Origin of the sequence: Caballeronia sp. INML1 (assembly GCF_023631085.1) — a bacterium.
Classification (GTDB): domain Bacteria; phylum Pseudomonadota; class Gammaproteobacteria; order Burkholderiales; family Burkholderiaceae; genus Caballeronia; species Caballeronia turbans.
On the sequence record NZ_JALQDT010000004.1, the window covers coordinates 266,837 to 293,538 of the forward strand.

The window sequence follows — 26,702 nt, forward strand, 5'->3', positions numbered from 1 at the left end:
TCGAGCGTCGCGCCAGCTTGCATCGAACGTATTAGCGACTGCGATCGCCCGATCGCAACGCATCACGCCGGCCACTAAGCAGCGCGCCAGGGTTGCCCCCCGGTCCCGGTTTGCGCGCGTTCGCGGCGTGACCCGTCTGCGCCGGCTCCTGACGTCGCGGCGCCGAAGTCGTGTTGACGTTCGGCTTGCTGTGATTGCGAGTTTCACGCGAAGGCTGAGCGCCGCCATTGTTTGCTTTCGCCGGCCGCGCGCCGCGGGCCTCACCGCTCGGACGGCTGCCTTCGCGGCGCGGCTCGCCGTTGCGGCGCGCTTCACCGCTCGGGCGTGCATCGCCCTTCGGACGCGATTCGCCATTCGGACGTCCTTCGCCGTTGCGCGGATTCTGGCGCCCCTGACCTTGTCCCTGGCCGCGCCCTTGACTGCGGCGCTGGATCGGCTCCGGCTTGGCATTCGGATCCGGTTCGAAGCCCGGAATCACCTCGCACGGAATCGGCCGCTTGATGAGGCGCTCGATGTCCTTCAGCAGTTGATGCTCGTCCACGCATACCAGCGATACCGCTTCGCCTTCCGCGCCCGCGCGCCCCGTGCGGCCGATGCGATGGACGTAATCTTCCGGCACGTTCGGCAAGTCGAAGTTCACGACATGCGGCAGTTGATCGATGTCGATGCCGCGCGCCGCGATATCCGTCGCGACCAGCACTTGCAGCGTCTGATCCTTGAATTCGGCGAGCGCGCGCGTGCGCGCCGACTGGCTTTTGTTGCCGTGAATCGCGAGCGCGCTGATGCCGTCGCGCGTCAATTGCTCGGCGAGACGATTCGCGCCGTGCTTCGTGCGCGTAAAGACGAGTACCTGGAACCAGTTGTTGCCGCGGATGAGATGCGTGAGCAGTTCGCGCTTGCGATCGCGATCGACGGGGTAAATCTTCTGCTCGACCTTCTCGGCCGTCGTATTGCGACGCGCGACTTCGATCAGCGCGGGCGAATCGAGCAGGTTGTCGGCGAGCGCCTTGATCTCGTCGGAGAACGTGGCCGAGAACAGCAGATTCTGGCGCTTCGCCGGCAGGCGCGCGAGCACGCGCTTGATATCGTGGATGAAGCCCATGTCGAGCATGCGATCGGCTTCGTCGAGCACGAGAATTTCGAGCTGCGAAACGTCGATCGTCTTTTGCTGCATGTGGTCGAGCAGACGTCCCGGCGTCGCGACGACGATATCGACGCCACGGCGCAGCGCGTCGATCTGCGGATTGATGCCAACGCCGCCGAACATCACCGTCGACTTGAGCTTGAGGTACTTGCCGTACGCGCGGACGCTTTCCTCGACCTGCGCGGCGAGTTCGCGCGTCGGCGTGAGGATCAGTGCGCGCACCGGGCGTTTCGCGCCGCCCGTGGCGGGTGCCAGTTGCGACAGGCGTTGCAGGATCGGCAGCGTGAAGCCGGCGGTCTTGCCCGTGCCGGTCTGCGCGCCCGCGAGCAGGTCGCCGCCTTTCAGAACGGCGGGAATCGCCTGAAGCTGGATGGGAGTGGGACTGGAATAGCCGAGTTCGTTGACGGCGCGAAGCAGAGGTTCCGACAGACCGAGTGAATCAAAAGACATAGATTGGATACTTGTTCGTTGTGTCGAACGGCGCGCATGCGAATCAGGCTGCGGCGAATCATGGTTCGGCCGGCAGAGCGCATGTGCATCGCTCGAAGAAAAATCGGGCGGCGGGTCATTCGGCGATCAGCGATTGCCGGACGTTGCCGCGAGGGTCGACGTGCTATCAAGACACGTCATCTGGCGCCAAGTTGCATCGAAGGACACTTCGACGCGGCGGCGCCCGTTTCAGCCGACGCTCACGCGACGTAGCGCGCGACGCTCACAAACTGACACAGGCTGCCTGCGAGCACGAACAGATGCCAGATTCCGTGTCCGTGCCGAATACGCTCGTCGTTGATGAAAAACCAGATGCCCGCGGTGTACACGACGCCGCCCGCCACCAGCCACGCGGTTCCCGCGGGTGGTAGCGCCGTCACGAGCGGATGAATGGCTACGAGCGCGAGCCATCCCATCAACACGTACAGCACCATCGATACGCTGCGGGTTCGGCGCCCGAGCGTCAGTTCCTGCGTAATGCCGAGCACCGCAAGCCCCCAACTCACGCCGAAGAGGGACCAGCCCCAGGGACCACGCAAGGTCACCAGTGTATACGGCGTATAGCTGCCGGCTATCAACAAGTAGATGGCCGAGTGATCGCACTTCTGCAGTATCGCCTTGATGCGCGGCGTGCGCACGCAGTGATACAGCGTCGAGATGATGTAGAGCGCGCACAGCATCGCGCCATACACCGCGAAACTGACGACCTTGTACGCGTCTCCGTCGAGCGCGCCCATCGTGACGAGCGCGGCCAGGCCTGCCACCGACAGCAGCGCGCCGATCAGATGGCTGATGCTGTTGAAACGCTCGCCTGTGTGCATGATCGATCCGCCAAAAAACAAGGGGCGCGGCCCCAACTACGAAGGCTGCGCCCCAAATGCGTATTGTACGCTCTATTGGCGGAAGGCCGCCGCGGACCTCAGTCGAGCGGCGCCGAACGCAGATTACTCACCTGTTGCGGCGACACCGGCGTGCCGTGGTTGCCCCACGACATACGGATGTATGTCACGACTGCAGCAACTTCCGTGTCCGACAGCGACTGCGCGAAAGGCGGCATGCCGTGCGGCATCGGATTACCTTCCGTGCTCGGCGGATAGCCGCCGTTCAAGGTCATGCGGATCGGGTTGACGGCCGACGGCATCTGGATCGACTGGTTGTTGGCGAGCGGCGGATAAGCCGGCGGCTTGCCAAGACCGTTTTCCTGGTGGCACTTCGCGCAGTTCTCGGTGTAGACCTTCTTGCCGAGCGTGAGCAGTTCGCCGCCGAATTTCTCGGACGTCTCGAGCTGCATGACTTCCGGCGCTTCCTTCTTCTGCGGGATCGACTTGAGATACGTCGAAATCGCGTTGACGTCCGCGTCGGTCATGTACTGCAGGCTGTTGTGAACCACTTCGGCCATCGGGCCGAACACCGCGCCGCGCTGCGACACACCGGTCTTCAACAGATCGTTGATGTCCTTCAGGTCCCAGTCACCGAGGCCCGCTTCCTTGTTCGACGTGAGCGACGGCGCGTACCAGTTCTGCAACGGAATCAGGCCGCCGGCGAAGGCTGCAGAGCTGACAGGGCCGCCCATCGCGTTGATCGACGTGTGGCACATGGCGCAATGGCCGAGGCCTTCGACCAGATACGCGCCGCGATTCCACTCGACCGATTTGGTCGGATCCGGCTTGTATTCGCCTTCGCTGAAGAAGAGGGTGCGCCAGCCGATCAGCAGGTTGCGGTTGTTGAACGGGAAGCGCAGTTCATGCGGACGGCTGGGCTCGGAAACGGGCGGCACGGAACGCAGGTACGCGTAGATCGCGTCGGAGTCGGCGCGCGTGACCTTCGTGTAGCTCGTGAACGGGAAGCCGGGGTAGAGCAGGCTGCCGTCCTTCGAACGGCCCGTGTGCATGGCGCGATAGAAGTCGTCGGAGGTCCACTTGCCGATGCCGTATTGATCGTCAGGCGTGATATTCGGCGTGAACATCGTGCCGAAAGGCGTGGCCATCGGCAGGCCGCCCGCGAATTGCTTGCCGCCGCGCACCGTGTGGCACGCGATACAGTCGCCGGCGCGCGCGAGATATTCACCTTGCTTGATGAGCGCGGCCTTGTCGGCCGGCGTCGCCGCGATGGCGCCGCCCGAATGCAGGTTGTCGCCGCCCGACCAGAGAACGGCGCCGGCTGCGACGGCTGCCACCACGACAGCCGAGGAAAGTGCGAACAGGGACTTGCGTTTCATTTTGTTGTCGCTCCAGACGCCTTATTGCGGTTCGCTGCCGCACTTGAGCGGCATCTTCAACGAGCCAGCGGGCGCGGGCACCGGGTTGGCGGGTGCTTGTTGCGTGGACAGCCAGGCGGCGACGGCGGTCACGTCGTCATCCGTCAGGCGCGAGGCGATCTGCTGCATGCAATCGGGCGCCTTCGCGTGACGCGTGCCCGACTTCCATGCGCCGACTTGCGCGCTGATGTAGTCGGAATGCAGACCGACGAGGCCCGGAATGGCCGGTTGCATGCCGGTCAGACCCTTGCCGTGGCAGGCCGCGCACGCGGGAATGTTCTTCGATGCATCGCCGTTCAGGACGATCTGCTGGCCGCGCGCGAGCGTCGTTGCGGAGACGTTCGACTTGGCAGGCGGCGGATACGGCGGCCGCTGATTCGAGAAGTACGTCGCGATTTGATGAAGATAATCGTCCGAGAGATACGTGACGAGGTAGTTCATCGGCGGGTACTTGCGCCGGCCTTCGCGGAAATTCTGGAGCTGGTTGTACAGATAGTCGGCCGGCTTGCCGGCAAGACGCGGGAAGTAGTCGTTGTCCGTGCCTTCACCATGAACGCCGTGGCACGCCGTACAGCCTTGCACGCGCGCGGCCATCGTGTCCGGTGCGATCGGCTGGTTTTGCGCCTGCGCGGCGGAGCTGAAAACGCCCGCGCTGCCTACCAGAGCCGAGGCAAAAGCCATAGCGAGCAGCGGACGAAAAATGCGTCTTGAAAACACGCGACACTCCATGAAATTCGGGGACCTGCCGAGCTTCGTGCGGCTCGGTGCGAAGGTGGCGAACCACGGCCACGCAGGGGGCGGTGGGTGGCGGACCACGGCCACAGCGGCTCGACGAGCCTCTGATGCGACGCGGCATTCTATCATCGATGCATGATGATGACTATTTGACACAATCTCGCTCTAAGTCCCGCTGCAGCGCATTCGCGACAATTTGCCGCGTGGCTATTGACCACCCGCGACGAACTTAATAGGCACGAGTCGTCCATTGCCTTTCGACAAATAATCGACTCGACGCAAAGACGCCCGATCGATGCGCTTCATGCAGTTTCGGAAGCGGCCGACAAAAATTCAAGGCGTTTCGTCGACGTTCGATGCTGTGCTGCAACCTGGACGTTCGTTTAGACTCCGCAGATTTCCTTCGATGAGCTTCCCTTCTGCCATGCACGTTCGCGCCGCGACCGGTCCCGCATGATGAACGACGATCCTCTCTGGCTTGCGCAGACGGCATTCGCGGCGCTCGCCGATCTCGCCTTTGCCTGCACGCTCGGCGCGTTGCTCTTGGCCGGCTGGCTGTCGCGCGAACAGGCGTTCGCGCCACCTTCGCCCGTTTTGCCCGCGCCGCAGGGATGTCGGCGTGCCGCGCGCGGGGGGCTGATCGCTGCAATCGCGCTGGTTTCGTTCAACTTCGTTTCTTTGTGGCTGCAGTCGGCGGCGATGAGCGGCGTGCCCATCCTGCAAGCGGGCGCGTCGTTGTGGCTCGTCGCGACGGGCACGCACGTGGGCATCGGCTGGTCGGTCGCGCTCGCGGGCAGCGTGCTTTTGTTGCTCGCGGCGAGCGGCGCGCCGCTATCGATTTCGCGGATTGTATCGACGGTGCTCGCCGCGCTGATCGTCGCTGCGGGAAAGTCGGCGATCGGCCACGCAGCCGACGCGGGCGCGTTCTCCTTCGCCGAAGGTGTGCAAACGCTGCATCTGCTCGCGACCGCGGCGTGGGGCGGCATCGTCATCGCGGGCGCGTTCGTGTTGCCGGCGCTCGATACCTCGGTGGCGCGCGCGGCTTTGATCCGCACGGTTGCGCGCATGTCGCGAGCGGCGTCGCTGGCGGTCGTGCTCGTCGTCCTGACGGGCGTGTTCAATGCGTGGCGCGGCGCCGCCGGCTCTCTCGCGACGCTCACTGCGAGCACCTGGGGCCACGCGTTGATCGTGAAGATCGCGCTGGTCGCGGCGGCGCTCGCGTTCGGCGCGCTGAATCGATGGTCGGCGTTGCCGCGTCTGCAACGCTCTGCATCGACGATGGACGCTCACACGGTCATCAACGTCCTGCGCATGGAAGCAGTGATGATGGCCGGCGTGTTCGTGGCAGCGGCCGTGCTGTCGCACAGCGTGCCGGGATCGGCGCTGGCGGGCTGAGCGCGCGCTTATTCGTAGCCGAGTTTGTGAGAGACGATCGGCGCGCAAAAGAGCGCCACTGCGCAGCCGATGATCTTGCCCTGCAGTTCGACGAACGCGGTATGTGAATCCACGATGAACAGCACTTCGAGCAACTGCGGCAGGCAGAATACGAACGCCGCGCCGATGAACCAGCGCGTCACCGCCGCAATGCGCCAGTGATGCTGCGCACCGATTCCCGCCGCCACCACACGCGCCACGCCCAGCGCGACGAGCGAGCCCACGGCCAGTTGGGCTCGGACATATTCATCGGGAAGGACGTGCCACATGATCGTTCTCGCTCTTTTTAGTGACTATGGGCAAGGGTACGCGCAGGAAGCTCGGCAGTATGTACGAAAAAACTCAGTTCGTGGGCGCAGACATCGAAAGGCGTGGCCCGCGTTCACGGCATCGCTCAGAACGTGTGCTCGGGACCCGGGAAGCTGCCGTCCTTCACGGCGCGCACATACGCTTCGACGGCCGCGAAAATGCTCGGCTGGCCTTGCATGAAGTCCTTGACGAAGCGAGGCCGCTTGCCGTGAAAGATGCCGAGCATGTCGTGCAGCACGAGCACTTGTCCCGAGCAGTCGATGCCCGCGCCGATGCCGATAGTCGGAATCGCAAGCGCCTGCGTGACATCGCGCGCGAGCAGCGTCGGCACCGCTTCGATCACGAGCAGCTGGGCGCCCGCCTCCTGCAGCGCGATGGCGTCGCGCTTCATCTGTTCGGCCGCCGCTTCGGACTTGCCCTGCACCTTGAAGCCGCCGAACGCGTGCACCGATTGCGGCGTGAGCCCGACGTGCCCGCATACCGGAATCGACCGCTCGACGAGGAAGCGCACGGTGTCCGCGAGCCATTCGCCGCCTTCGATCTTCACCATCTGGGCGCCCGCGCGCATCAGTTGCACGGCGTTCGCATAGGCATCTTCCTTCGAGCCGATCGTGCCGAACGGCATGTCCGCGACGATGAGCGCGCTCCGGTTGCCGCGCGCGACGGATGCCGTGTGATAGGCAATGTCGGCGAGCGTGACGGGCAGCGTCGTGCTGTGCCCTTGCAGCACATTGCCGAGCGAATCGCCGATCAACATGACATCGACGCCCGCGCGGTCGAGCAGCGCGCCGAAGCTCGCGTCGTAGCACGTGAGCATCGCGATGCGCTCGCCGGCCTCGCGCATGGATTGAAGCTTGGGTACGGTGATCGTCGAGCGATTCGTTTCCTGCAGATACGTCATGATCGTTTCACTAAAGAGTCGCTAAAGAGGGCGGGGCCGCGCGACGCGCTCAAACCGATACGCCTTTGACAAAGAATTCCTTGCGTCCGCGCATTGATTCGATGCGTTCGATCAGGAGCGCGAGATCGTCGTCCGATTCGAGCGGGTTCAGGTGCTCCGCATTCACGGTGAGCAACGGCGTCGCGTCATAGTGATAGAAGAAGTCGTTATAAGCATCGCAGAGCGCGCGCAGATACGAATCGGAGATTTGCAGCTCCATCGGCAGCGCGCGTTTCTGGATGCGCGAGAAGAGCACTTCAGGGCTCGCCTGCAGATAGACGACGAGATCGGGCGCGGGGCCGCTCGAGCGTATGCGCGAGGCGACCTCCTTGTAGAGCTGGAACTCGTCGTCGGGGAGCGTGAGGCGCGCGAAGAGATCGCTCTTCTGCGTGAGGAAGTCGGTCATCAACGCGGCGCCGCTCGTCACGATATCGGCGGCTTCCTGCGTCTGCGATGCGCGCTGTAACGCGAAACTCAATTGCGTGGCGAGCGCGTGTCGCGTGGTGTCGCGATAGAAGCGTTCGAGAAACGGATTGTCCTGCGGACGCTCGAAGAGCGTGCGCATCGACCAGCGTTCGGCGAGCAGCGTCGCGAGCGTCGTCTTGCCGACGCCGATCGGCCCTTCGATCGCGATGTAACGATGCGGCGGCCGCAGTTGCGGCGCGGTCACGGTGAGTGGTGGAGCGCTCATCGGCAGTCTGTCTTGTGGTTGGATGAGACGGCGGTTGCGTCGGCGTCGCGCGGGTTCGTTCCGACCATGCACTGGCATGTCGCGACTTTTTCGATGCGCTGATCGGCGACGCCCGCGATGAACGCATCCGCGCGGCCGCGTTGGGGAAGAATGAGATCCGGCTCGAGTTCGATGAGCGGCACGAGCACGAAGGCGCGCTCGGTCATGCGCGGGTGCGGCACGACGAGATCCGCTTCGTCGATGCTCGATGCACCGTACAGCAGGATGTCGAGATCGAGCGTGCGCGGCGCATTGCGATACGGCCGCTCGCGCCCGAACTGCTCTTCGATGTGATGACACAGGCGCAGAAGCGATCGCGCCGGCAGGCTCGTTTCGAGCTTGACGACGCAATTGAAATAGTCGTCGCCCGATGCATCGATCGGGGCGGTGCGATAGAGGCTCGATTTCGCGAGCACGGTGATCGTGTGTTGCTGAGCGAGACACACGACTGCGTCTTTCAGGGTCTGGCGCGCATCGCCGAGATTCGCCCCCAGGCCCAGATAAGCAATCGTCATGGCAGAAGTCCTACGCGTGGGTCACAGCGAAAAGCGAGGAAAGCAACGTCGCTCTTCGCTACTGTAACCAAAACCGGCGTTACTCGTTGTCGGCGTCTTCGCGCTTGTTCGCCGCACTCGAGATCGTGTCGCCATCGTTTCCTTGTTCAGCCTGCTCGACCGGCGCACCCGGCTCGCCCGAGCGGCGTTTCGCGTTGCTGCGGCGCCTGCGCTTCTTCGGGCCGTTGCGCTCCTTGCCGCCTTGCGACAACAGTGCTTCGCGCTCGGCATGATCGCCGTCGATGAAGTCGCTCCACCACTGGCCGATGGCCGCATCGAGTTCGCCCGATTCGCAACGCAGTAGCAGGAAATCATACCCCGCTCTGAATCTTTGGTGTTCCAGCAGCTTCAGCGCGCTGCGGCCGCGCTTTTCCAGCCGATGCTGAAGACTCCAGATCTCGCGCATATCCGACGAGTAGCGCTTGTGGATCGCGAGCTTCTCGGTCTGCATGTCGAGGACATCGTCCATCGCGCGATGCAAGGCAGGCACCGGATACTCGCCGTTCGCGGTGTATTGCTGCCAGCGCGTCTGCACGTCGTGCCACAAGAGCGTGGCGAAGAGAAAGCCCGGCGAAACCGGCTTGCCGGCGCGCACGCGCTCGTCGGTGCTCGTGAGCGCGAGCGTGACGAACTTCTCGCCGTGCGGCTGTTCGAGCACGACGTCGAGCAGCGGCAGCACGCCATGATGCAAGCCTTCCTGACGCAGCCGTGTGAGACACGCGAGCGCATGACCCGAGAGCAGCAGCTTCAGCATTTCATCGAAGAGACGCGCGGCGGGCACGTTGTTCATCAGGTCGGCGAGATCCTTGATCGGCGCGCGCGTGGCCTCGTCGATTTCGAAGCCGAGCTTCGCCGCGAAGCGCACGACGCGCAGCATGCGCACCGGATCTTCGCGATAACGCGTGGCCGGATCGCCGATCATGCGCAACAGGCGCGCGCGGATATCGGCCATGCCGTCGTGATAGTCCAGCACGGTTTGCGTGGCCGGATCGTAGTACATCGCGTTGATAGTGAAGTCGCGGCGCGTGGCGTCTTCGTGCTGCTCGCCCCAGACGTTGTCGCGCAACACGCGGCCGCTCGCATCGACGGCATGCGTGCGGCCATCGAGCTCGCCGCGTTTAAGGCGGCGCGGCGGCTCCGACACCGGCTCGGGCGGGGCGTCCATCAACGCGCGAAACGTCGAAGTCTCGATGATCTCCTGCCCGAACTGCACGTGCACGATCTGAAAGCGCCGCCCGATGATGCGCGCGCGGCGAAAGAGCTTCTGCACCTGATCGGGTGTGGCGTCGGTCGCGACGTCGAAGTCTTTCGGCGCGACGCCGAGCAGCAGATCGCGCACCGCGCCGCCGACGATGAACGCGCGGTGCCCCGCGTGCTGCAAGCCGTCGGTCACGCGGACCGCGTTCTTCGAGATCAGCGACGGATCGATGCCGTGAATGTCCGACGACAGGATCACCGGCACATTCGGGTCGCGCTTCACGGGCGCGGCGGCTTTCTTGCGCGTGCTCTTGCGAGCGGGCTTGGCGTCGGGCGAAGCCGCCGTCGTGTCGTTCGCTGCGCTTTCGTTGGAGTCGGCGCTTTCTTGCCCGAACAGCTTGCGGATGAGTTTTTTAATCACGTGTGTCGAACAGGTTCAGGATGCGCCAGCCTTTGGCTTGCGCATGCGCGCGCAGGGTGTCGTCGGGGTTGGTCGCGACTGGATCGGTGACGCGCTCCAGCAGCGGGATGTCATTGTGCGAGTCGCTGTAGAAATAGCTGTGCCTGAAGTCGGACAGCGTCTTGCCGATCGATGCGAGCCATTGCTCGACCCGCACGATCTTGCCTTCGCGATAGCTCGGCGTGCCGGTCGGCCGGCCGGTGAGCGCGCCGTGCGGATGGTCGTCCACGGTTTCCACTTCGCATGCGATCAACGTTTCGATGCCGAAGGCTTCCGCGATCGGCGCGGTGATGAACGCGTTGGTCGCCGTGACGAGACAGCAAAGGTCGCCGTTGTCCTGATGCTCGCGCACCAGCGTGACGGCGGCCGGCACGATGCGCGGATTGATCACCTCGCGCATGAACTGCGCGTGCCAGTCGGTGAGCTGCTCGCGCGAGTATTTCGCGAGCGGCGCGAGCATCGCGTGCAGATACGCGTTGATGTCGAGCACGCCCGCCTTGTAATCGGCGTAGAAGGCGTCGTTCTGACGCGCGAAGGATTCCCCGTCGACGATGCCGAGCTTCACCATGAAGCGGCCCCATTCATGGTCGCTGTCGGTGGGAATGAGCGTGTGGTCGAGATCAAAGAGGGCGAGGTTCATGGGTGCGCATTTTACTTGAAGCGGGTCGGGGCGTTGTCCGGCGCGGCCGCGCGGGGATCGGGGTCGAGCGGATCGCCGGGGAGATCGGACGGCGCGCCGGACGGCCGTTCTTGCGCCGACACGGGAACGAGCGGCGCGGCGCGGCCCGTTTGCTGGAGCATCGTGCGCAGGAGCGGGCGCGTCACCGCGCGCTTTTGCTCCAGCGAGAAGCGGTCGAGCTCGTCGAGCAGGGCCATGAGGCTCGGCATGTCGCGCCTGAAGTGCGTGAGCAGATAGCCGGGCACGTCCTCGGCGAGCACGATGCCGCGTTCGCGCGCAGCGTGCTTCAGCACCGACGCCTTCGCTTCGTCGGAAAGCGGCTGCAGATGGAACACGAGGCCCCAGCCGAGCCGTGTGCGCAGATCTTCGCGCACGGTGAGCGCGAGCGGCGCGTCGTTGCCGGTGGCGACGAGCGCGCTCGACGGATACGCGCGCACTTCGTTGAAGAGATTGAAGAGGGCGATCTGCTGCGCGGCGGACAGGCGGTCGCAATCGTCGACGGCGTAAAGCGTCACGCGCGGATCGAAGCCGAACGCGTTGAGCGCGCTTTGCGGGCTCAGGTAGCGCGCATGGCCGTTCGCCTCGTGCGTGAGCGCCTGCAGCAGATGGCTGCGGCCGCTGCCCGGCTCGCCCCACACGTAGAACGTGCGGTCGGCGACCGGCCCGGCCGCGAGTGCGCCTTCGAGCTCGCGCAACCGCGCGATCAGTTCGTGATTGCCGGCGGCGAAAAAATTGTCGAAGGTGGCGGGCGGCGGCGTGCCCAGATCGAGCGTCAGTTGGCGTTGCACGGGAGATCGGTGTCGTCGGGCCTTGAGTCGGGCATATCTTGAAAACTGCCGGATGAGCCACGGGTATACGCGCAAAGCCGCAGCGGAGCGCCCTGTGCGGCCGTGGCTCGGGCGCTTTTCAGACCGGCTTCGATCTCGAAAAGAGCGCCTTCGCGATTTCCGGCGAACGCGGGAAAATCCGGCCTGCCGACCGTCGTCGGGTCATCATCGGGTAAAATCGCATTTTACCGACCTTCTTGCTTCCCTCCCCATGAATCAACCGAAATCCGCTCCAGACGCCCAAGGTTTGTCGTATCGCGACGCGGGCGTGGACATCGACGCGGGCGACGCGCTCGTCGACCGGATCAAGCCGTTTGCCAAGAAAACCTTGCGCGACGGCGTGCTGGGCGGCATCGGCGGATTCGGCGCGCTCTTCGAAGTGCCGAAGAAGTACAAGGAGCCGGTGCTCGTGTCGGGCACGGACGGCGTAGGCACGAAGCTGCGCCTCGCGTTCACGCTGAACCGTCATGACACCGTCGGCCAGGATCTCGTCGCGATGAGCGTGAACGACATCCTCGTGCAGGGCGCCGAGCCGCTCTTCTTCCTCGATTACTTCGCGTGCGGCAAGCTCGACGTGGACACCGCCGCCGACGTCGTGAAGGGCATCGCGACGGGTTGCGAACTGGCGGGCTGCGCGCTGATCGGCGGCGAGACGGCGGAAATGCCGGGCATGTATCCCGATGGCGAATACGACCTCGCGGGCTTCGCGGTCGGCGCGGTGGAAAAGAGCAAGATCATCGACGGCAGCACGATCAAGCCGGGCGACGTGGTGCTCGGGCTGGCTTCGAGCGGGATTCATTCGAACGGTTATTCGCTGGTGCGCAAGATCATCGAGCGCGCGAATCCCGATCTGAACGCCGACTTCGACGGCCGCTCGCTTGCCGACGCGCTGATGGCGCCGACGCGCATCTACGTGAAGCCGCTGCTTTCGACGATGCAAAGCGTGACCGTGAAGGGCATGGCGCATATCACGGGCGGCGGTCTCGTCGAAAACATTCCGCGCGTGCTGCGCGAAGGGCTCACGGCCGAGCTGGATCATCGCGCGTGGCCGCTGCCGCCGCTCTTCGCTTGGCTGCGGAAGCACGGCGGCGTCGCGGATGCGGAGATGCATCGCGTGTTCAATTGCGGCATCGGGATGGCGGTGATCGTCGCGGCGGAAGATGCCGATGCGGCTACCGGTTTGCTGTCGGCTGCGGGCGAGCAGGTGTGGAAGATCGGCGTCGTGCGCGAGAGCAAGGAAGGGGAGGCGCAGACGGTGGTGGTATGAGCGCCGCGCGATTGGGCTGATTTGAAGGCAAAAACCCTCGCTTTGCGCGAGGGTTTTTGTTTTTTGGGCGGGGCGGTTACGGTTGCCTTGGCCTATCAATTGGTTCAATAGCCGCAGCGACTTTGGTATGCCGAATCCCCATCTAAATACATCGTCTGATAACAACTACCAGGAATGTACATAACGTCATGGTCTGCTCGGGAGTAGATCCAAGTTGTCTTGTGAGGAACGCGGCGGCGATTTTGTTGAAGGCCGGGCGCGGAGCCGTCAGATGATAGTGGAATGTTGTCGAGGATTCGGAAACGGGTGCGGTCAAACGCGTTCCGGAAGAGATCAGGTCGCCTGGATAAACTTTACCTTGATACTCGACATACATGTCATCGGCAGTCAGGAATCGGCCGCTGTCAGCGCCCCCGCCTGCTGGTCTCGAGATTTGGTACCCGCCGAGCGTTTTGACGTCATATATGGGACGGCCGGCGCTCTTTTTTCTTAAGTCTTGCATGGTTCCGTCGAATAGAACTTTCGAAAGATCGACGCGAAGGACTTCGGTTTGAGCCGTGTAGCGTTTCCGCCTGATAGTGCATTTTTTGCACTATCAGGCGGATTGGAAAATGCTAGCCTTTTGAAACGATTACACGCAATATTTCAGTCTGCTTTTTCAGACTTTCGGAACGCGAACGAGTGCCTCCATTGCCCGCTCGGTCGCATCCCCCGCGCAGCAATCCACCACGACGCGCTCCGGCATCGCTCTCAACCACGTCAACTGCCGCTTGCATAACTGCCGCGTCGCAAAGATGCCCTTGTCGCGCATCTCGTCGTAGCGCGTTGCGCCGTCGAGGTATTCCCACGCTTGCCGATAACCGACGCAGCGCATCGACGGCATCGACAGATCGAGATCGCCGCGCTCGCGCAGCCGCTTCACTTCGTCGATGAAACCGTGCGCGAGCATCGCATCGAAGCGCGCGGCGATGCGTGCATGCAGCACCGCGCGATCCGACGGCTCCAGCGCGACCGGCACGAAGCGATACGGCGCATCCACGTGCTGGGTACGCGGTGCGGCGAGGAGCGTGGACATCGGTTGTCCCGTCAGCATGAAGATTTCGAGCGCGCGCTGGATACGCTGCGAGTCGTTCGGTGCGAGCCGCGCGGCCGTTTTCGGATCGACCGCCGCGAGCCGCGCGTGCAGTGCGGGCCAGCCGTCGCGTGCGGCGTCGGCGTCGAGCGTCGCGCGTACGTCGGCGTCGGCGGTGGGGAGATCGTTCAGGCCTTGCGTCAGCGCCTTGTAGTACAGCATCGTGCCGCCGACCAGCAACGGCACATTGCCCCGCGCGATGATCTCGCCGACCAGCCGCAGCGCATCCGCGCGAAACTGCGCGGCGGAATAGCTCTCGGCAGGATCGATGATGTCGATCAGATGATGCGGCGCCGCCGCGCGCTCCTCAGCGCTCGGCTTGGCCGTGCCGATGTCCATCTCGCGATAGACGAGCGCCGAATCCACACTGACGATCTCGACCGGATGCCGCGCCGCGAACGCGAGCGCCGCCGCCGTTTTCCCCGAGGCCGTCGGCCCGAGCAGACACGCCACACGCAAAGCGGTATCGCTCATTGTCCGCGCATGAAAAGGCGGTCGAGATCGGCGAGCGTGAGCTGATACCACGTCGGCCGGCCGTGATTGCATTGATCGGCGCGCTCGGTCGCTTCCATCTGGCGCAGGAGCGCGTTCATCTCGTCGAGCGTGAGCCGGCGATTCGCGCGCACCGCGTTGTGACACGCGAGCGTGCCCAGCAATTCGTGTTGACGCTCGGTGAGCACGCGCGATCCGCCGTAGGCGTGCAGGTCGGCAAGGACGGCGCGTGCGAGCGATTGCAGATCGGCGTCCTTCAGCAGCGCGGGCACGGCGCGGATCGCGATCGATGTCGGCGACAGCACCGCGAGATCGAAACCGAGCGCATCGAGCGTGTCGCGCTCTTCCTCGACGATGCCGATCTCGACCGGCTCGGCCGTCATCGACACGGGAATCAAAAGCGGCTGCACCGCGATCGCCCGGTCGGCGAGCGCGTGCTTGAACTGCTCATAGAGAATGCGCTCGTGCGCGGCGTGCATGTCGACGATCACGAGGCCGCGCGCGTTTTGCGCCAGCACGTAGATGCCGTGAATCTGGCCGACGGCGAATCCGAGCGGCTGTTCGCCGGCGTGATCGAGTGCGCTGTCGTTTGCCATGACCGGCGCCGCGGGCCGCTCGTCCGCGCTCGGGTAAGGCGTGTCGATGGAAGTCGTCGCGTTCGGCGTGCCCGCGCCGGTGTCCTTGCGCCCGAACAGCGCGTCATACAGCGCGAGCGGCTGCGCCACCGGCAGCGTGCCCTGCGTCATGCGCGACTGGCGCATCCAGTTCGTGCCGTTCTCGCTTTTGAGATGCAGTGTGTCCGGCGCACCGGCAAATGGCTTCGCACTGAACGACGCCGGGCCGGTCGGCTGCAACTGCGCCGCGTGGCCGCCCGATGTCGTCTCCGGCGAAGCGCCCGCATGCCGGGCGAGCGCGCGCTGCACGGCATGGAAGACATATTGGTGGATCGAGCGCGAATCGCGAAAGCGTACCTCGATCTTCGACGGATGCACGTTCACATCGACGGATTCGGGCGGCAGATCGAGAAACAGCACGTACGCCGGATAGCGATTGCCGTGCAACACGTCTTCATACGCGGCGCGCACCGCGTGCGTGAGCAGCTTGTCGCGCACGAAGCGGCCGTTCACGAAGAAATACTGCTGGTCGGCGCGGCCGCGGCTCGCGGTGGGCAGGCCCGCGCAGCCGTAGACGGCGAGCGGCCCGGCGCGTTCGTCGAGCGGCAGATGCGCGGTTTCGAACACCTCGCCGAGAATCTTCGCGACGCGCGTTTGCGGATCGCTCGCGTTCCAGTGCTCCACGGCCTTGCCGTTATGCATCACCGAAATCGCGACGTCGGGCCGCGCGAGCGCGGTGCGGCGGATCACGTCGAGGCAATGTCCGAGCTCGGTCTGCTCGCTCTTCAGGAACTTGCGGCGCGCGGGCGTGTTGAAGTACAGCTCGCGCACTTCCATCGTCGTGCCGACGGTGCCGGCCGCCGGCGAGATCGCGCCGGTCTGCGCGTCGATGCGCGTGGCGTGCGGGCAGCTTTCCGTGCGGCTCGTGATGAACAGCTCGGCCACTGATGCGATCGACGCGATCGCCTCTCCGCGGAACCCCAGTGTTGCGACGGCTTCGAGCTCGGCGAGCGAGCGGATCTTGCTCGTGGCGTGGCGCATCAGCGCGAGGGGAAGTTCGTTCGGCGGAATGCCGCAGCCGTCGTCGGCGACCACGATGCGTTTCACGCCGCCTTCGTCGAGCGTGATGCGCAAGGTCGTCGCGCCCGCGTCGAGCGCGTTTTCCAGCAGTTCCTTGACGACCGACGCCGGCCGTTCCACCACCTCGCCCGCGGCGATCTGGCTGATGAGCTGGTCGGGCAGCGGGGCGATCGCGCGCGAACGGCGCACGCTGTCGGCGGTCAAATCGCCAGCGGAGGGTTCGTTGAGGTCGGACATGCCGAAATTATAACGATTCGCAACGTTTCGCCCGTTTCGCCTCTGGCTCGACCGGGCGCATCCGTCCATGCCCGCCAACGCGCCGCACAATGACGCCTGGATACGGTTTTTTTAACCGGCTCGATGTACCACTTCGGTATCATGGCGCGACTCCCGCTTTCGATGCCGATGCGCCGCTTTTCCGGCGCCGGCGCAACTTTTCGAGGAAAGATTTTTGGACACGTTGCTGCAATTCCTGGGACTCATTCTTCACATCGACAAGTCGCTCGGTGTCTTCATCCAGAATTACGGCGCCTGGGTCTACGCGGTGCTGTTCCTGATCGTGTTCTGCGAAACCGGACTCGTCGTGTTCCCGTTCTTGCCGGGCGATTCGCTGCTGTTCATCGGCGGAGCCTTCGCCGCGTCGCACGAGATGGATCTCCTCGCGCTGATCGCGTTGCTGCTCATCGCGGCGGTGACCGGCAACACGGTGAATTACTGGATCGGCCGCGCCATCGGACCGAAAGTCTTCGACACGAACATTCCCGTGCTGGAGCGCTTTCTCGACCGGGCCGCGTTGCAGAAGACGCATAACTTCTATGAGAGGCACGGCGGCAAGACGATCGTGATCGCGCGTTTCGTGCCGGTGGTACGGACCTTCGCGCCGTTCGTCGCGGGGGTATCGTCGATGAGTCACGCGCGCTTTCAGTTGTTCAATATTCTGGGCGCGCTCGTCTGGGTGCTGTTGCTGGTGCTGCTCGGTTTTTTCTTCGGCAACATTCCGTTCATCAAGCAGTATCTGAACGTGATCGTGCTGGTGGGAATCGGTGCCGCGATCGTGCCGATCGCGATCGGCGCGCTCTGGAAGATGAGCCGCCGCAATTCGAAGGCTTGAGATAGGGGCGGCCCGCGAGGCCGCCGAACGCCGGCCTCGCGGGCGCTGCGCAGCCGCGTCAGGCGCGGCGGAACAGGCGGATGATGAAAAGCAGCACCACCGCGCCGATCACGGCCGTAAGCAGTGTGCCGAGGATGCCGCCGCCGAACGAGAGGCCTAGCGTGCCGAAGATCCATCCGCCGATCACGCCGCCGACGATACCGACGAGGATGTCCACGATCACGCCGAAGCCGCTGCCGTTCATGATGAGACCGGCGAGCCAGCCGGCCACGCCGCCGATGATCAGACTGAGGATGATGCCGTGTTGCATGATTTGCATGGGGTGAGGCTCCTGTCGAATTGAGAGTTGCGGGACGCAGGCAAAACCTGCATCCGGGCGCGGGCAATGTATCGGAAATGACCGTGGCGGGGGTCCGTCAACCGTCAAAGATTGTCAAGGCGGCCAGCCCGCGATTTGCCGTACGGCAGACGACGCGTGGGTGCGGCGGTTTACGTCAAAAATTTAGAATGCCAAAGGATTTGTCGACTGTTTAACGAGGTGTGTCGTTTAGGTCACTGAGGCGAATTTGTTTCTGTAATGTTTTATGCTGGCGGAATCGTGTTTTTTCAGAATTTGAGATTTGTGTGGGGCGAGCGGGTGCGCGCGGTGTCCGGAGTATTGATCGCGCTGGCATTCATCGCGTTGGCGTCCGGCTGTGGCATTCTCCGATGCGGTGGAACGGCGGTGTACGGCGTAGCGATAAGCGTCTGCGCGTAATCAAAACGCCGCGGACGAACGCGGCCGGCGAGTTGAAAAAGTTCAAGACGACAAGCATGGGAAAGCTGGTGGGGCACAAGGAAGATTTTAGATCCGACTCGCGCGGGGCGATCGCGGGCATGGCGCTCGTGGCGGCGATGGCGGCAGGACTGGCGGGCTGCACGTCGACGCCGCGCACGCCCGCGCCGATCATCGAAAATTCGGCGTTGAGCGCGCCGCCGGTCGTGCAAGGCACGTCTCCGGGCGTGACGCCCGCACCGGTCGTGCCGCTCGGGCCGGCCATTGCCGCGCCGGTCGAGCCGGGCTTTTATCGCGTGAAGCCGGGCGACACGCTCTATGCCATTTCGCGCACCTTCAAGCAGAAGCCCGCCGATCTGGCCAGGTGGAACGCGCTGCCGGAAAGCAAGCAGGTGAACGTCGGGCAGGTGCTGCGTGTCGCGCCGCCTGGCGCATCGGTGCCGGCTTCGACGACGGCGAGCACATCGGCGGCTACATCGAAGACGGCGCAGCCCCCGCTTTTGCCGACGCCCGAGAAATCGGCGGCGCAGAAGCCCTCGGCCGACAAGCCCGTCGCAGCGAACGAGGAGCGTCCATCGGCAGTCACCGCGACCGCGCCCAAGGGCACGTTCGTCTGGCCGGCCCACGGCGAAGTCGTGCGCAAGTTCGGCGTGAGCGGCAACAAGGGTATCGATATCGAGGGCAAGGTCGGACAGCCCGTGAAGGCGGCGGCGTCGGGCAAGGTGGTGTACGCGGGCAGCGGCTTGCGTTCCTACGGGCGCATGATCATCGTCAGGCATGGCAACGACTATCTGACCGCCTACGCATACAACGAAAAGCTGCTCGTGAAGGAAGGCGACACCGTCAAGCAGGGCGCCACCATCGCGGACATGGGCACCGGGCCGGGCGGCGCGCCGACCTTGCATTTCGAAGTGAGAAAGTCGGGTGCCGCAGTCGACCCGGTGCCGCTGCTCGGCGCGGCGGGCGGCTGATGCGGTGCGTGCAGGAAGGGGAAGGAAGGTGAAAAAGATCGTGATCGCCGCGCTGGCCGCGGCTTCGTTGACATCGCTGCTTACCGGATGCGATCAACAGCAGAGCGAGGAAGGGTTGAACAAGCTCAAGGCGTTCTTCAATGCAGTGAAGCCGGATAACCTGCTGCTCAAGAACCTGCAGCCCGGCGTTACGACCGAGGCGCAGATCCGCGAACAAATGGGCGAGCCGGAGACCGAGCGCACCTTTACCGACGGAAGCAAGCGTCTCGAGTATCCGCGCGGTCCGGCGGGAACCAATACGTACATGGTCGATCTCGATGCGAACGGTCTCTTCGTCTCCGTGACGCAAGTGCTGACCGCTGAAAATTTCGCGAGGGTGCGGCCCGGCATGACGATGGATGAAGTGCGCAGGTTGCTCGGCAAGCCGACCGAGATCGCCGAGTACCGCCTGAAGAAGGAGCGCGTCTGGAGCTGGCACTGGCTGGAAGACGGCGTGAATCAGGACGCGATGTTCAACGCGCATTTCGGGCCTGACGGCATCGTCGTGACGACCTCGCGCTCCGAAGCGATTCGCGGTGGTCAGCGCTGACGCCCGAGCATGAGATCGATAAGCGATTCCGCTATCTGCGAGACGCGCCTTCGCCTGCTGGAGGAGGCGTCGCGTTATCGCGATCAGATGCGGCACGACGCCGACGAGCAGGCGATCGCTCGCTGGGAGTGCGACCGCGGCCATCGTTGGGACAAGGCGCTGGGCGTCGCGCAGAACGTGCGCTGCATGAAATGCGCGGCCGAACGGCTCGAACTGGAAACGAAGCGCCTGCGCGACGTGGCGCAGGTGCGCGGCGGCGCGTTGCTCTCGCGCCGCTATGTGGATGCCGCGACGCCGCTGCGCTGGCAATGCGCCCATGGCCACGTGTGGGACGCGCTTCCTGAGAAGGCGTCGCGCCACTGGTGTGTCGATTGCGCGCGGACCTTGCTGACCGCCTTTCCCTGATCCTTCGTCAAGCGCCGTTCAGAGCCATCACCAGTTCGTCCGTCGTCAGCAGTGCGTGCGCGTAGGTGCGCGCGTTGATTTCATGCGCGGCGTGCAGCGCTTCATCGGAGAAAGCGGCGGTCGCGTCGCGCACGAGCGTTACGTGATAGCCGAGTTCGGCGGCGAAGCGTCCCGTCGCCTCGATGCATGTGTTCGCGACGAGCCCGATCAGAATTACGTGCGATACGCCGCGCTGTTTCAGCAGGAAATCGAGGTCGGTGTTGGCGAAGCCGCTGCTCATCCAGTGCTCCTTGACGATCGTGTCGCCAGGATGCGGCGCGAAGTCGGGAAACCACTCGCCACCCCACGTCCCTTTGCCGAACACGAGCGATTTCGCCGCCGTCTGCAGATACGGCGACGGATGCGCCCACCTATCGACGTCGCCCGGCTCGAAGCGGCGATGCGGCACGATGAACACCGGTAGCCCGAGCGCGCGCACGGCCGAGGTCATGCGCTTCAGGTTTTCATGCAGATGCGCCGCATTGCGCGTCTGCGCGACGCGCGGCCAGAGCTTGCCACCTTCGGCGAGAAAGTCGTTGTAGGGGTCCACGAACAGCAGAGCCGTGCGGTCCTTCGGATAGGCGCTCATCGTCTGTCTCCGCTCGCAACAATGAAAAGCGCGTGAACGCGCGCCGTCTCATGTTACGCGCGGGTCGTGGCAGGCATCCGAAATCGTGCGACGCCCCGGCCACAGCAAAAGAAAAGCCGGCGGCTGCCGGCTTTTGAGCTTCTTTGTCGGGGCGCTGGCCTTCTTCGCCTGCGACTCGCCGCGTCGTTGGCAAAAACTCGCGCTTTGGTTTTTTTGTCGCGCTTTGCTTTCACCCGCCACCCGGTTGAGTGCCGCCCATCCTGTTCGTCGGTCTCTCGGCGCGTTTTACTACTTCCCCCCGTGCGCTGGAATAAGTATTGCGAAAGGCCATTCCTAAGAATGTACGCTCGCAAACACATCCGCAATTGATAAGCCCATTGAGGGAAAGCACTGAGCCCGGCTCGATGTTCAGCCGGCTGACGAGACCGCGTGTGCGCGCCCGATGCCCGAGCGCATGTTCGCCGCGACGAGCGATTGCGTGACCATGCGCGCTTCGGCTTGCGCAATGTGCTCGAGCGTCGCGTCCTCCAGTTGCGCCGAGAACACGGCGAGCGCCGTGCACAGACGCGCGTGTTCGCCGGCGTCGAGCGTCCAGACGGCGTTGGCCGAATGACGCGCATCCAGTTCGACCAGCGCCTCGTGCGCGAGCGTGATGTCGTCTTCGAATTCCGGCGCGTGGCCGAGCTGACACAACTCCTCGGCAACCAGCATGTGACGGCACAGCGTCATGAAAAGCGGCTGCGAGCCGTGCCCCCGATGAAACGCGTCGAGCGCCGCATAGCAATGCAGCAGCATCGCGTCGATCATCGGTTCGCGCGCCGCGCGGCTGTATGTCAACGCGCGCAGCAGCGGCGACATCGGGGGACGGGCGGATTTCATGTTCGTCGATTTCTTCTTCACGGCAGTACTCCCGAAAGAGGTGTTCGCGGGCCGGGGCGGTCTGTCGCGCCGGGACGCTGTATCGCTGGATGCGCTGGACGTGGGAAGCATCATCGCACCGGAAAATTAGCTGTTTCTTAAGGCGCGCGGCCGCTTGCTCAGGCGGGCGTCAGCGTTTCGCCGGACACGTGCACTTTCTGGCCGACCGCCACGCCCGGCGCCGCTTCGTAGGTGAAGCTGCGCACGCTGCCGTCGTTCATGCGGACCTGCACCTGATAAGTCGTCGCCTTGTGAACCACGTGTTCGATCTGGTTGCCCGCGAGCCCGCCGCCGATCGCGCCGATGATCGTCGCCGCCGTGCGTCCCCGGCCGTTGCCGATCTGCGTGCCCGCGAGCCCGCCGACCACCGCGCCGCCAATCGCGCCGATGCCGGTCGTCGGCTGTGCGGTCTGGACGGCGTTGACGGCGGTCACTTCGCCGGCGTAGGGATCGTAGGCGGGCGCGGGGTTCGGCGCGTAAGCCGCGCTTTCCTGAGCCGGCGCGGGCTTGCGCACAGGCGTCGGATGATGTCCGCGCACCGCGCGCGGCAGCGATGCGGGTTGCCGAGCCGCCGCCGGCGACGCCTGCTCGGCGGCCGCGGGCCGGGCGGTCTGGGCATCGACGAGCGGCGAAGCCGTGACCGTCGTGGCAGTCGCTTTGGACGACGGCAGAAGGCCCGTCATCGCGGCGACGCCGGTGCCGCACGCGAGGATGATCGACACGGCGGCTGCCGCGACGAGCGGATGAATGCGGGACGGCTTCGTTTGAATCTCGGGAACGGCGTTCATGGCAGCGACTCCTGTAGATGCCTGCCAGCTATAACGCCGTGCGACGCAGACGGTGCACGCGATTGCTGTGACATTTGTAAGCAAACGTCGCATCGCGGACGGTTTTACGTCGGCCTAGGGCGAATACATATGTTGCATAAATATTGTTAATGGCAACATATGTATCATTCCACACGAGAAAACGAGGTCGTCATGAAATCCACGTCGCTGCTTGCATCGTCTGTCGTGCTCTCCGCGCTATCGCTCTTTACGGGGCCGAGCTACGGCCAGAACGGACAGCCGACGCTCGCCAAGATCCAGAGCGTCAACCTGATCGCGATCGGCCATCGTGAAACGTCGGTGCCGTTCTCGTATGTCGATGCGAACAACGATGTCGTCGGGTTTTCGCAGGACTTGTGCAACAAGGTGATCGACGCGGTGAAGGCGAAGACGAAGCATCCGGATTTGCGCGTGCGCTTCATTCCGGTGACGTCGCAGAACCGTATCTCGCTCGTGCAGAACGGCACGGTCGATCTCGAATGCGGCGTGACGACCAATCTCACGTCGCGGCAGAATCAGGTCGCGTTTTCCGACACCTTCTTCATCGCGACGACGCGCCTGCTCACGAAGAAGGATTCGGGCATCAAGGATTTTCCCGATCTCGCGGGCAAGACCGTCGTGACGAATCAGGGCACGACGTCCGAGCGCATTCTTCGCAAGATGAACGAAGAGAAGAAGATGAACATGAGCATCATCAGCGCGAAGGATTACGGCGAAGGGCGCGCGACGCTCGAAACGGGCCGCGCGGTCGCCTACATGATGGACGACGTGCTGCTCGCGGGCACGCGCTCGCTGACCTCGAAGCCTTCGGACTGGGTGCTCGTCGGCACGCCGCAGTCGTCGGAGGCGTACGGCTTCATGATGCGCAAGGACGATCCCGAATTCAAAAAGCTCGTCGATGACGCAATGAGCCAGGTGATGAAGGGCCCCGAGATCAGGACGATGTACGACAAGTGGTTCATGAAGCCCGTCCCGCCGAAGAACATCAACTTCGATTTTCCGATGAGCGAGACGATGCAGAAGCTCTACGCGCAGCCGAACGACAAGGCGTTCGAATGACGATGTGACCGGCGCGGCTTACTCGGCGAAGGGCAGGTCGGTCTGCCCTTCGGCGCGCATGCCGAAGGCGTTGAGCGTCATCGCGACGAGCGCGTAATAGCCCAGCAAGCCGACGAGATTCACCACGACCGTATGACCGAAGCGCGCGACGGCGGCCTCGTACGTCGCATCGCTCACGCGCTTCGTTTCGTAAAGTTCGGTGGCGAAATCGAAGATGAGTTCGTCGTCGGCGTCGGCGAAAGTTGGTGTCTCACCGGTGCGCAGGGCTTCGGCGATATCGGCGGGCAGGCCGGCATCGAGCGCGATTGGATGATGAATGTGCCATTCCGCCTGCGAGCGCCAGCGCGCCGCGGTCACCAGAATCGCGAGTTCCGAAAGACGCAGCGGCAGGCCCGTCTTGTAGCGGCAGAACGCGCCGAGTTTCTGCGCGTTCTGCGCGAGTTCGGGACTGAAGATCCAGCCGAGAAACGGGCCGTTGAGATTGCCGCGCGGGCCGCTCAGGATGTCGTGCAAGACGGCTTTCTGCTCGTCGGATGCGGTCGCGGGCTGGAAGTCGGGAAGTCGTTTGCTCATGTTTGTTCTCATGCGATAGCGCAAAGCGCACCGTCGATGGCGTCGGAAAGACGCTCGACAATCGTCTCGATCTGTTCGCTCGTCGTGATGAACGGCGGCGCGATAAGCACGTGAGCGCCGATCCGGCCATCGACGGTACCGCCCATCGGATAGACCATGAGGCCGCGCTTCATCGCCTCGCTCTTGATGACGGCGTGCAGTTTGTGTTTCGGGTCGAACGGCGTCTTGCTTGCGCGATCCTGCACCAGTTCCACGCCGGTAAAGAGACCGCGCCCGCGCACATCGCCGATGAACGGGTGATTCGCCTGCCGTTCGCGCAGCAGTGCGCGCAGTTGTTCGCCGCGCGCCATCACGTTGTCGAGCAGCTTGTCTTCGGCGATGACCTTCTGCACCTCGAGCGCCGCCGCGCACGCCGTCGCGTGACCGATATACGTATGCCCGTGCTGGAAGAAGCCCGAGCCGCCGACGATCGTGTCAAAGATCTCGTTGCTGACGAGTGTCGCGCCGATCGGCTGATAACCCGCGCCGAGACCCTTCGCGATCGCGAGAATATCGGGCGACACGCCGTCTTCCTCGCACGCGAACAGATAGCCGGTGCGGCCCATGCCGGACATCACTTCGTCCAGGATCAGCAGCACACCGTATTTGTCACAGACCGCGCGGATCTTGCGGAAGTACTCACGCACCGGCGGCACCGCGCCCGCCGTCGCACCGACGACCGTTTCCGCGACGAACGCCGCCACCGATTCCGCGCCGAGTTCGAGGATCTTCGCTTCGAGCTCGTCGGCCAGGCGTTGCGCAAAGGCTTCATCGCTTTCGCCCGCCTGCTGCTCGCGATACGCGAAGCAGGGTGTGACGTGATGCGCCTCGATCAGGATCGGCAGGAACGGCTCGCGCCGCCACGCGTTGCCGCCGATGGCCAGCGCGCCGAGCGTGTTGCCGTGATAGCTCTGCCGGCGCGCGATGAAATGCCGCCGTTGCGGCTGCCGTTTCTCGACGAAATACTGGCGCGCGAGTTTGAGCGCGGCTTCCATCGCTTCCGAACCGCCGGAGACGAAATAGACGTGACCGAGATGCTTTGGCGCGGCTTCGACGAGCCGGTCCGCGAGCGCTTCGGCCGGCTCCGTCGTGAAGAACGACGTGTGCGCGTAGGGCAATTGCTGCACCTGGCGCTGGATGGCGTCGATCACGCGCGGATGGCTGTGACCGAGACACGAGACGGCCGCGCCGCCGCATGCGTCGATATAGCGCTTGCCGGTCGAATCGACGATCTCGATGCCGTCGCCGCGCACGGCGACGGGAAGTTTGGCGCGCGGCGCGCGATGAAATACCGTGGTCATGGTTTCTGCCTGTTGAGTGCGTTCACAACACGCGATGTGTCATTCTAACCAAATAACAACATATGTTGTCAATGACGCACTCAGCCCACGATGATGCCGTCGTTCGGCTAGCTCGCCGCGTAGGCGCCTTGCGAGTGCAGCGCGGCTTCGGCCTGCTCCAGATTCGCGACGGCGTCCTTGCCTTCGAGGGCGAGCAGTTGCGCGACGAGCATTTCCGCCAGCGCCGATGCCGCGACGAGCGACGGAAAAAATGATGGCGATTCGTGCGAGAAGATCAGCGTGTGATCCGCATTCAACGCGATGGGCGATACGGCACTGTCCGTGAGCGCAATGAGTTTCGCGCCGCGCTCGATTGCCGCTTGCGCGACGCGCACCGCTTCGACGGAATACGGCGCGAAGCTGACGACGACCACCGCATGCCGTTTCTCGATGCCGCGCAACTGCATTTCGAGCGTGCCGGCTTCGCCGCTGACGAGGCTCACGGACGGGCGGAACAGGCGATATCCATAGAGCAGGCTGAACGCGACGGGATAGCACGACCGAAAGCCCGCGACGTGGACATGCGGCGCTTTCTTCAAAGTCTTCGCTGCATCGACGACGCGCTCGGCGTTTTGCGCGAGCGTGAGATCGAGGTTGTGCGATTGCGCTTCTGCGAGATCGCGGCTCAGGTGATTGTCGGCGCCGCTTTTGACCAGCGAGCGGGCGCGCGTCGTCAGCGGTTCGGGACGCGTACGTACGCGGCTCACGAAGATTTCGCGCAGCTCGTTCCAGCCGGGAAAGCCGAGTTGTTGCGAAAGACGGACCATCGCGGCGGGCTGCACCTTCGCGCGTTCGGCGACCTTGCGCATCGAGAGGACGGCGACCTCATCGGGATAGTCGAGAAGGAATGCGGCGCCGGCCTGGAATTGCGGGCTCAGATCGGGGAAACGGTCGCGGATGGTCGCGGCGAGTTGGTCGAAGGTGGGCACGTTCTGAATGCTTGAGGAAGCGGATGCGCTATTTAAGCATGAGCGCGTTGCGGAACGGGCGCGTGAGGAGAAAAGCAAAAAGCCGCTGTCCTTTTGAGACAGCGGCTTTTTCTTGAAGCTGGTGGCGAATCAGGGACTCGAACCCCGGACCTGCGGATTATGATTCCGTCGCTCTAACCGACTGAGCTAATTCGCCGA

The 26,702-nt window shown here is 64.0% G+C and carries 28 protein-coding genes and 1 tRNA gene; 8 read left to right on the forward strand and 21 right to left on the reverse strand.

Features of this window, described 5'->3' with window-relative positions; translation table 11 throughout:
* Positions 1-31: 31 nt before the first annotated feature.
* The 4 genes from NCR38_RS02260 to NCR38_RS02275 all read right to left on the reverse strand — a co-directional run bounded on the left by NCR38_RS02260 (position 32) and on the right by NCR38_RS02275 (position 4,619).
* Complete coding sequence (locus NCR38_RS02260) at positions 32-1,594, reverse strand: DEAD/DEAH box helicase (RefSeq protein ID WP_061117739.1); 1,563 nt, start codon at positions 1,592-1,594, stop codon at positions 32-34.
* A 239-nt stretch (positions 1,595-1,833) separates the two neighbouring features.
* Positions 1,834-2,454: a PAQR family membrane homeostasis protein TrhA gene (gene trhA, locus NCR38_RS02265; protein ID WP_061117880.1), complete on the reverse strand. Its 621-nt coding sequence runs from the start codon at positions 2,452-2,454 to the stop codon at positions 1,834-1,836.
* A gap of 98 nt (positions 2,455-2,552) precedes the next feature.
* Positions 2,553-3,851, reverse strand: a complete 1,299-nt coding sequence (locus NCR38_RS02270) for a cytochrome c (protein ID WP_061117738.1) — start codon at positions 3,849-3,851, stop codon at positions 2,553-2,555.
* Positions 3,852-3,872: 21 nt separating this feature from the next.
* On the reverse strand, positions 3,873-4,619 hold the full coding sequence (locus tag NCR38_RS02275) for a cytochrome c (RefSeq protein WP_061117737.1): 747 nt from the start codon (positions 4,617-4,619) through the stop codon (positions 3,873-3,875).
* Positions 4,620-5,081: 462 nt separating this feature from the next.
* Between NCR38_RS02275 and NCR38_RS02280 the strand changes: the two genes are divergently transcribed.
* Entirely contained in the window at positions 5,082-6,020 is a 939-nt protein-coding gene (locus NCR38_RS02280) for a CopD family protein (protein WP_250476355.1), read from the forward strand.
* Between the two features lie 8 nt (positions 6,021-6,028).
* Here the strand turns inward: NCR38_RS02280 and NCR38_RS02285 are convergent, their stop codons facing one another.
* From NCR38_RS02285 to hda, 7 genes are all read right to left on the reverse strand, one after another.
* Entirely contained in the window at positions 6,029-6,328 is a 300-nt protein-coding gene (locus tag NCR38_RS02285; protein WP_250476325.1) for a hypothetical protein, read from the reverse strand.
* 125 nt (positions 6,329-6,453) lie between these two features.
* On the reverse strand, positions 6,454-7,269 hold the full coding sequence (gene panB / locus NCR38_RS02290) for a 3-methyl-2-oxobutanoate hydroxymethyltransferase (protein ID WP_061117735.1): 816 nt from the start codon (positions 7,267-7,269) through the stop codon (positions 6,454-6,456).
* A gap of 49 nt (positions 7,270-7,318) precedes the next feature.
* A complete protein-coding gene (locus NCR38_RS02295) occupies positions 7,319-7,999 on the reverse strand; it encodes a deoxynucleoside kinase (RefSeq protein WP_061117734.1) in 681 nt (226 codons plus the stop codon).
* Entirely contained in the window at positions 7,996-8,553 is a 558-nt protein-coding gene (gene folK / locus NCR38_RS02300; protein ID WP_061117733.1) for a 2-amino-4-hydroxy-6-hydroxymethyldihydropteridine diphosphokinase, read from the reverse strand. The genes NCR38_RS02295 and folK overlap by 4 nt, the downstream gene beginning before the upstream one ends.
* 79 nt (positions 8,554-8,632) lie before the next feature.
* On the reverse strand, positions 8,633-10,210 hold the full coding sequence (gene pcnB, locus NCR38_RS02305) for a polynucleotide adenylyltransferase PcnB (protein ID WP_061117732.1): 1,578 nt from the start codon (positions 10,208-10,210) through the stop codon (positions 8,633-8,635).
* Positions 10,203-10,889 (reverse strand): HAD family phosphatase, encoded by a 687-nt coding sequence (locus NCR38_RS02310; RefSeq protein WP_061117731.1) that lies wholly within the window; start codon positions 10,887-10,889, stop codon positions 10,203-10,205. Before NCR38_RS02310 ends, pcnB begins: the two co-directional genes overlap by 8 nt.
* A gap of 11 nt (positions 10,890-10,900) precedes the next feature.
* The gene (gene hda / locus NCR38_RS02315) at positions 10,901-11,716 is read right to left on the reverse strand and encodes a DnaA regulatory inactivator Hda (RefSeq protein ID WP_061117730.1); all 816 of its coding nucleotides are present in this window, start codon (positions 11,714-11,716) and stop codon (positions 10,901-10,903) included.
* A gap of 250 nt (positions 11,717-11,966) precedes the next feature.
* Between hda and purM the strand changes: the two genes are divergently transcribed.
* Positions 11,967-13,022, forward strand: a complete 1,056-nt coding sequence (purM, locus tag NCR38_RS02320; RefSeq protein ID WP_061117729.1) for a phosphoribosylformylglycinamidine cyclo-ligase — start codon at positions 11,967-11,969, stop codon at positions 13,020-13,022.
* 658 nt (positions 13,023-13,680) lie between these two features.
* Here the strand turns inward: purM and miaA are convergent.
* Both miaA and mutL read right to left on the reverse strand, forming a co-directional pair.
* Positions 13,681-14,628 carry a tRNA (adenosine(37)-N6)-dimethylallyltransferase MiaA gene (miaA, locus tag NCR38_RS02325; RefSeq protein WP_061117728.1) on the reverse strand — a complete coding sequence of 316 codons (948 nt, stop codon included), beginning with the start codon at positions 14,626-14,628 and terminating at the stop codon, positions 13,681-13,683.
* Positions 14,625-16,577, reverse strand: coding sequence for a DNA mismatch repair endonuclease MutL (mutL, locus tag NCR38_RS02330; protein ID WP_250476326.1), 1,953 nt, complete (start codon positions 16,575-16,577; stop codon positions 14,625-14,627). Before mutL ends, miaA begins: the two co-directional genes overlap by 4 nt.
* Before the next feature lie 214 nt (positions 16,578-16,791).
* Here mutL and NCR38_RS02335 point away from each other — a divergent pair, with 214 nt between their 5' ends.
* Positions 16,792-17,451, forward strand: a complete 660-nt coding sequence (locus tag NCR38_RS02335) for a VTT domain-containing protein (RefSeq protein WP_061117726.1) — start codon at positions 16,792-16,794, stop codon at positions 17,449-17,451.
* Positions 17,452-17,509: 58 nt separating this feature from the next.
* On the opposite strand, the gene NCR38_RS02340 is transcribed toward NCR38_RS02335, so the two are convergent.
* Complete coding sequence (locus tag NCR38_RS02340; RefSeq protein ID WP_061117878.1) at positions 17,510-17,761, reverse strand: GlsB/YeaQ/YmgE family stress response membrane protein; 252 nt, start codon at positions 17,759-17,761, stop codon at positions 17,510-17,512.
* Positions 17,762-18,264: 503 nt separating this feature from the next.
* On the opposite strand from NCR38_RS02340, the gene NCR38_RS02345 reads away from it, so the two are divergent.
* Genes NCR38_RS02345 through NCR38_RS02355 form a run of 3 tightly spaced genes read left to right on the forward strand, consistent with a single transcriptional unit; the run spans position 18,265 to position 20,191 of the window.
* Entirely contained in the window at positions 18,265-19,197 is a 933-nt protein-coding gene (locus NCR38_RS02345; RefSeq protein ID WP_250476327.1) for a peptidoglycan DD-metalloendopeptidase family protein, read from the forward strand.
* A 28-nt stretch (positions 19,198-19,225) separates the two neighbouring features.
* Complete coding sequence (gene bamE, locus NCR38_RS02350; RefSeq protein ID WP_250476328.1) at positions 19,226-19,786, forward strand: outer membrane protein assembly factor BamE; 561 nt, start codon at positions 19,226-19,228, stop codon at positions 19,784-19,786.
* Positions 19,787-19,795: 9 nt separating this feature from the next.
* Positions 19,796-20,191, forward strand: a complete 396-nt coding sequence (locus NCR38_RS02355) for a hypothetical protein (protein ID WP_250476329.1) — start codon at positions 19,796-19,798, stop codon at positions 20,189-20,191.
* Positions 20,192-20,198: 7 nt separating this feature from the next.
* Here the strand turns inward: NCR38_RS02355 and NCR38_RS02360 are convergent, their stop codons facing one another.
* On the reverse strand, positions 20,199-20,819 hold the full coding sequence (locus tag NCR38_RS02360; protein WP_250476330.1) for an isochorismatase family cysteine hydrolase: 621 nt from the start codon (positions 20,817-20,819) through the stop codon (positions 20,199-20,201).
* 408 nt (positions 20,820-21,227) lie between these two features.
* Positions 21,228-21,719, reverse strand: a complete 492-nt coding sequence (locus NCR38_RS02365) for a hypothetical protein (RefSeq protein ID WP_409241416.1) — start codon at positions 21,717-21,719, stop codon at positions 21,228-21,230.
* Here NCR38_RS02365 and NCR38_RS34120 point away from each other — a divergent pair.
* Positions 21,697-21,828, forward strand: coding sequence for a hypothetical protein (locus NCR38_RS34120; RefSeq protein WP_284502111.1), 132 nt, complete (start codon positions 21,697-21,699; stop codon positions 21,826-21,828). The two genes, NCR38_RS02365 and NCR38_RS34120, sit on opposite strands and share 23 nt — an antisense overlap.
* Before the next feature lie 28 nt (positions 21,829-21,856).
* Here NCR38_RS34120 and NCR38_RS02370 read toward each other — a convergent pair whose 3' ends face one another.
* Positions 21,857-22,525 carry a glycine zipper 2TM domain-containing protein gene (locus NCR38_RS02370; protein ID WP_250476332.1) on the reverse strand — a complete coding sequence of 223 codons (669 nt, stop codon included), beginning with the start codon at positions 22,523-22,525 and terminating at the stop codon, positions 21,857-21,859.
* Positions 22,526-22,717: 192 nt separating this feature from the next.
* Between NCR38_RS02370 and NCR38_RS02375 the strand changes: the two genes are divergently transcribed.
* On the forward strand, positions 22,718-23,623 hold the full coding sequence (locus NCR38_RS02375) for a glutamate/aspartate ABC transporter substrate-binding protein (protein ID WP_061117720.1): 906 nt from the start codon (positions 22,718-22,720) through the stop codon (positions 23,621-23,623).
* Between the two features lie 18 nt (positions 23,624-23,641).
* On the opposite strand, the gene NCR38_RS02380 is transcribed toward NCR38_RS02375, so the two are convergent.
* The 4 genes from NCR38_RS02380 to NCR38_RS02395 all read right to left on the reverse strand — a co-directional run bounded on the left by NCR38_RS02380 (position 23,642) and on the right by NCR38_RS02395 (position 26,700).
* Positions 23,642-24,196 carry a carboxymuconolactone decarboxylase family protein gene (locus NCR38_RS02380; protein WP_061117719.1) on the reverse strand — a complete coding sequence of 185 codons (555 nt, stop codon included), beginning with the start codon at positions 24,194-24,196 and terminating at the stop codon, positions 23,642-23,644.
* A gap of 8 nt (positions 24,197-24,204) precedes the next feature.
* A complete protein-coding gene (locus tag NCR38_RS02385) occupies positions 24,205-25,536 on the reverse strand; it encodes an aspartate aminotransferase family protein (protein WP_250476333.1) in 1,332 nt (443 codons plus the stop codon).
* A 107-nt stretch (positions 25,537-25,643) separates the two neighbouring features.
* Complete coding sequence (locus NCR38_RS02390; RefSeq protein ID WP_061117717.1) at positions 25,644-26,504, reverse strand: MurR/RpiR family transcriptional regulator; 861 nt, start codon at positions 26,502-26,504, stop codon at positions 25,644-25,646.
* Positions 26,505-26,623: 119 nt separating this feature from the next.
* Positions 26,624-26,700, reverse strand: a tRNA-Met gene (locus NCR38_RS02395).
* Between the last annotated feature and the right edge of the window lie 2 nt (positions 26,701-26,702).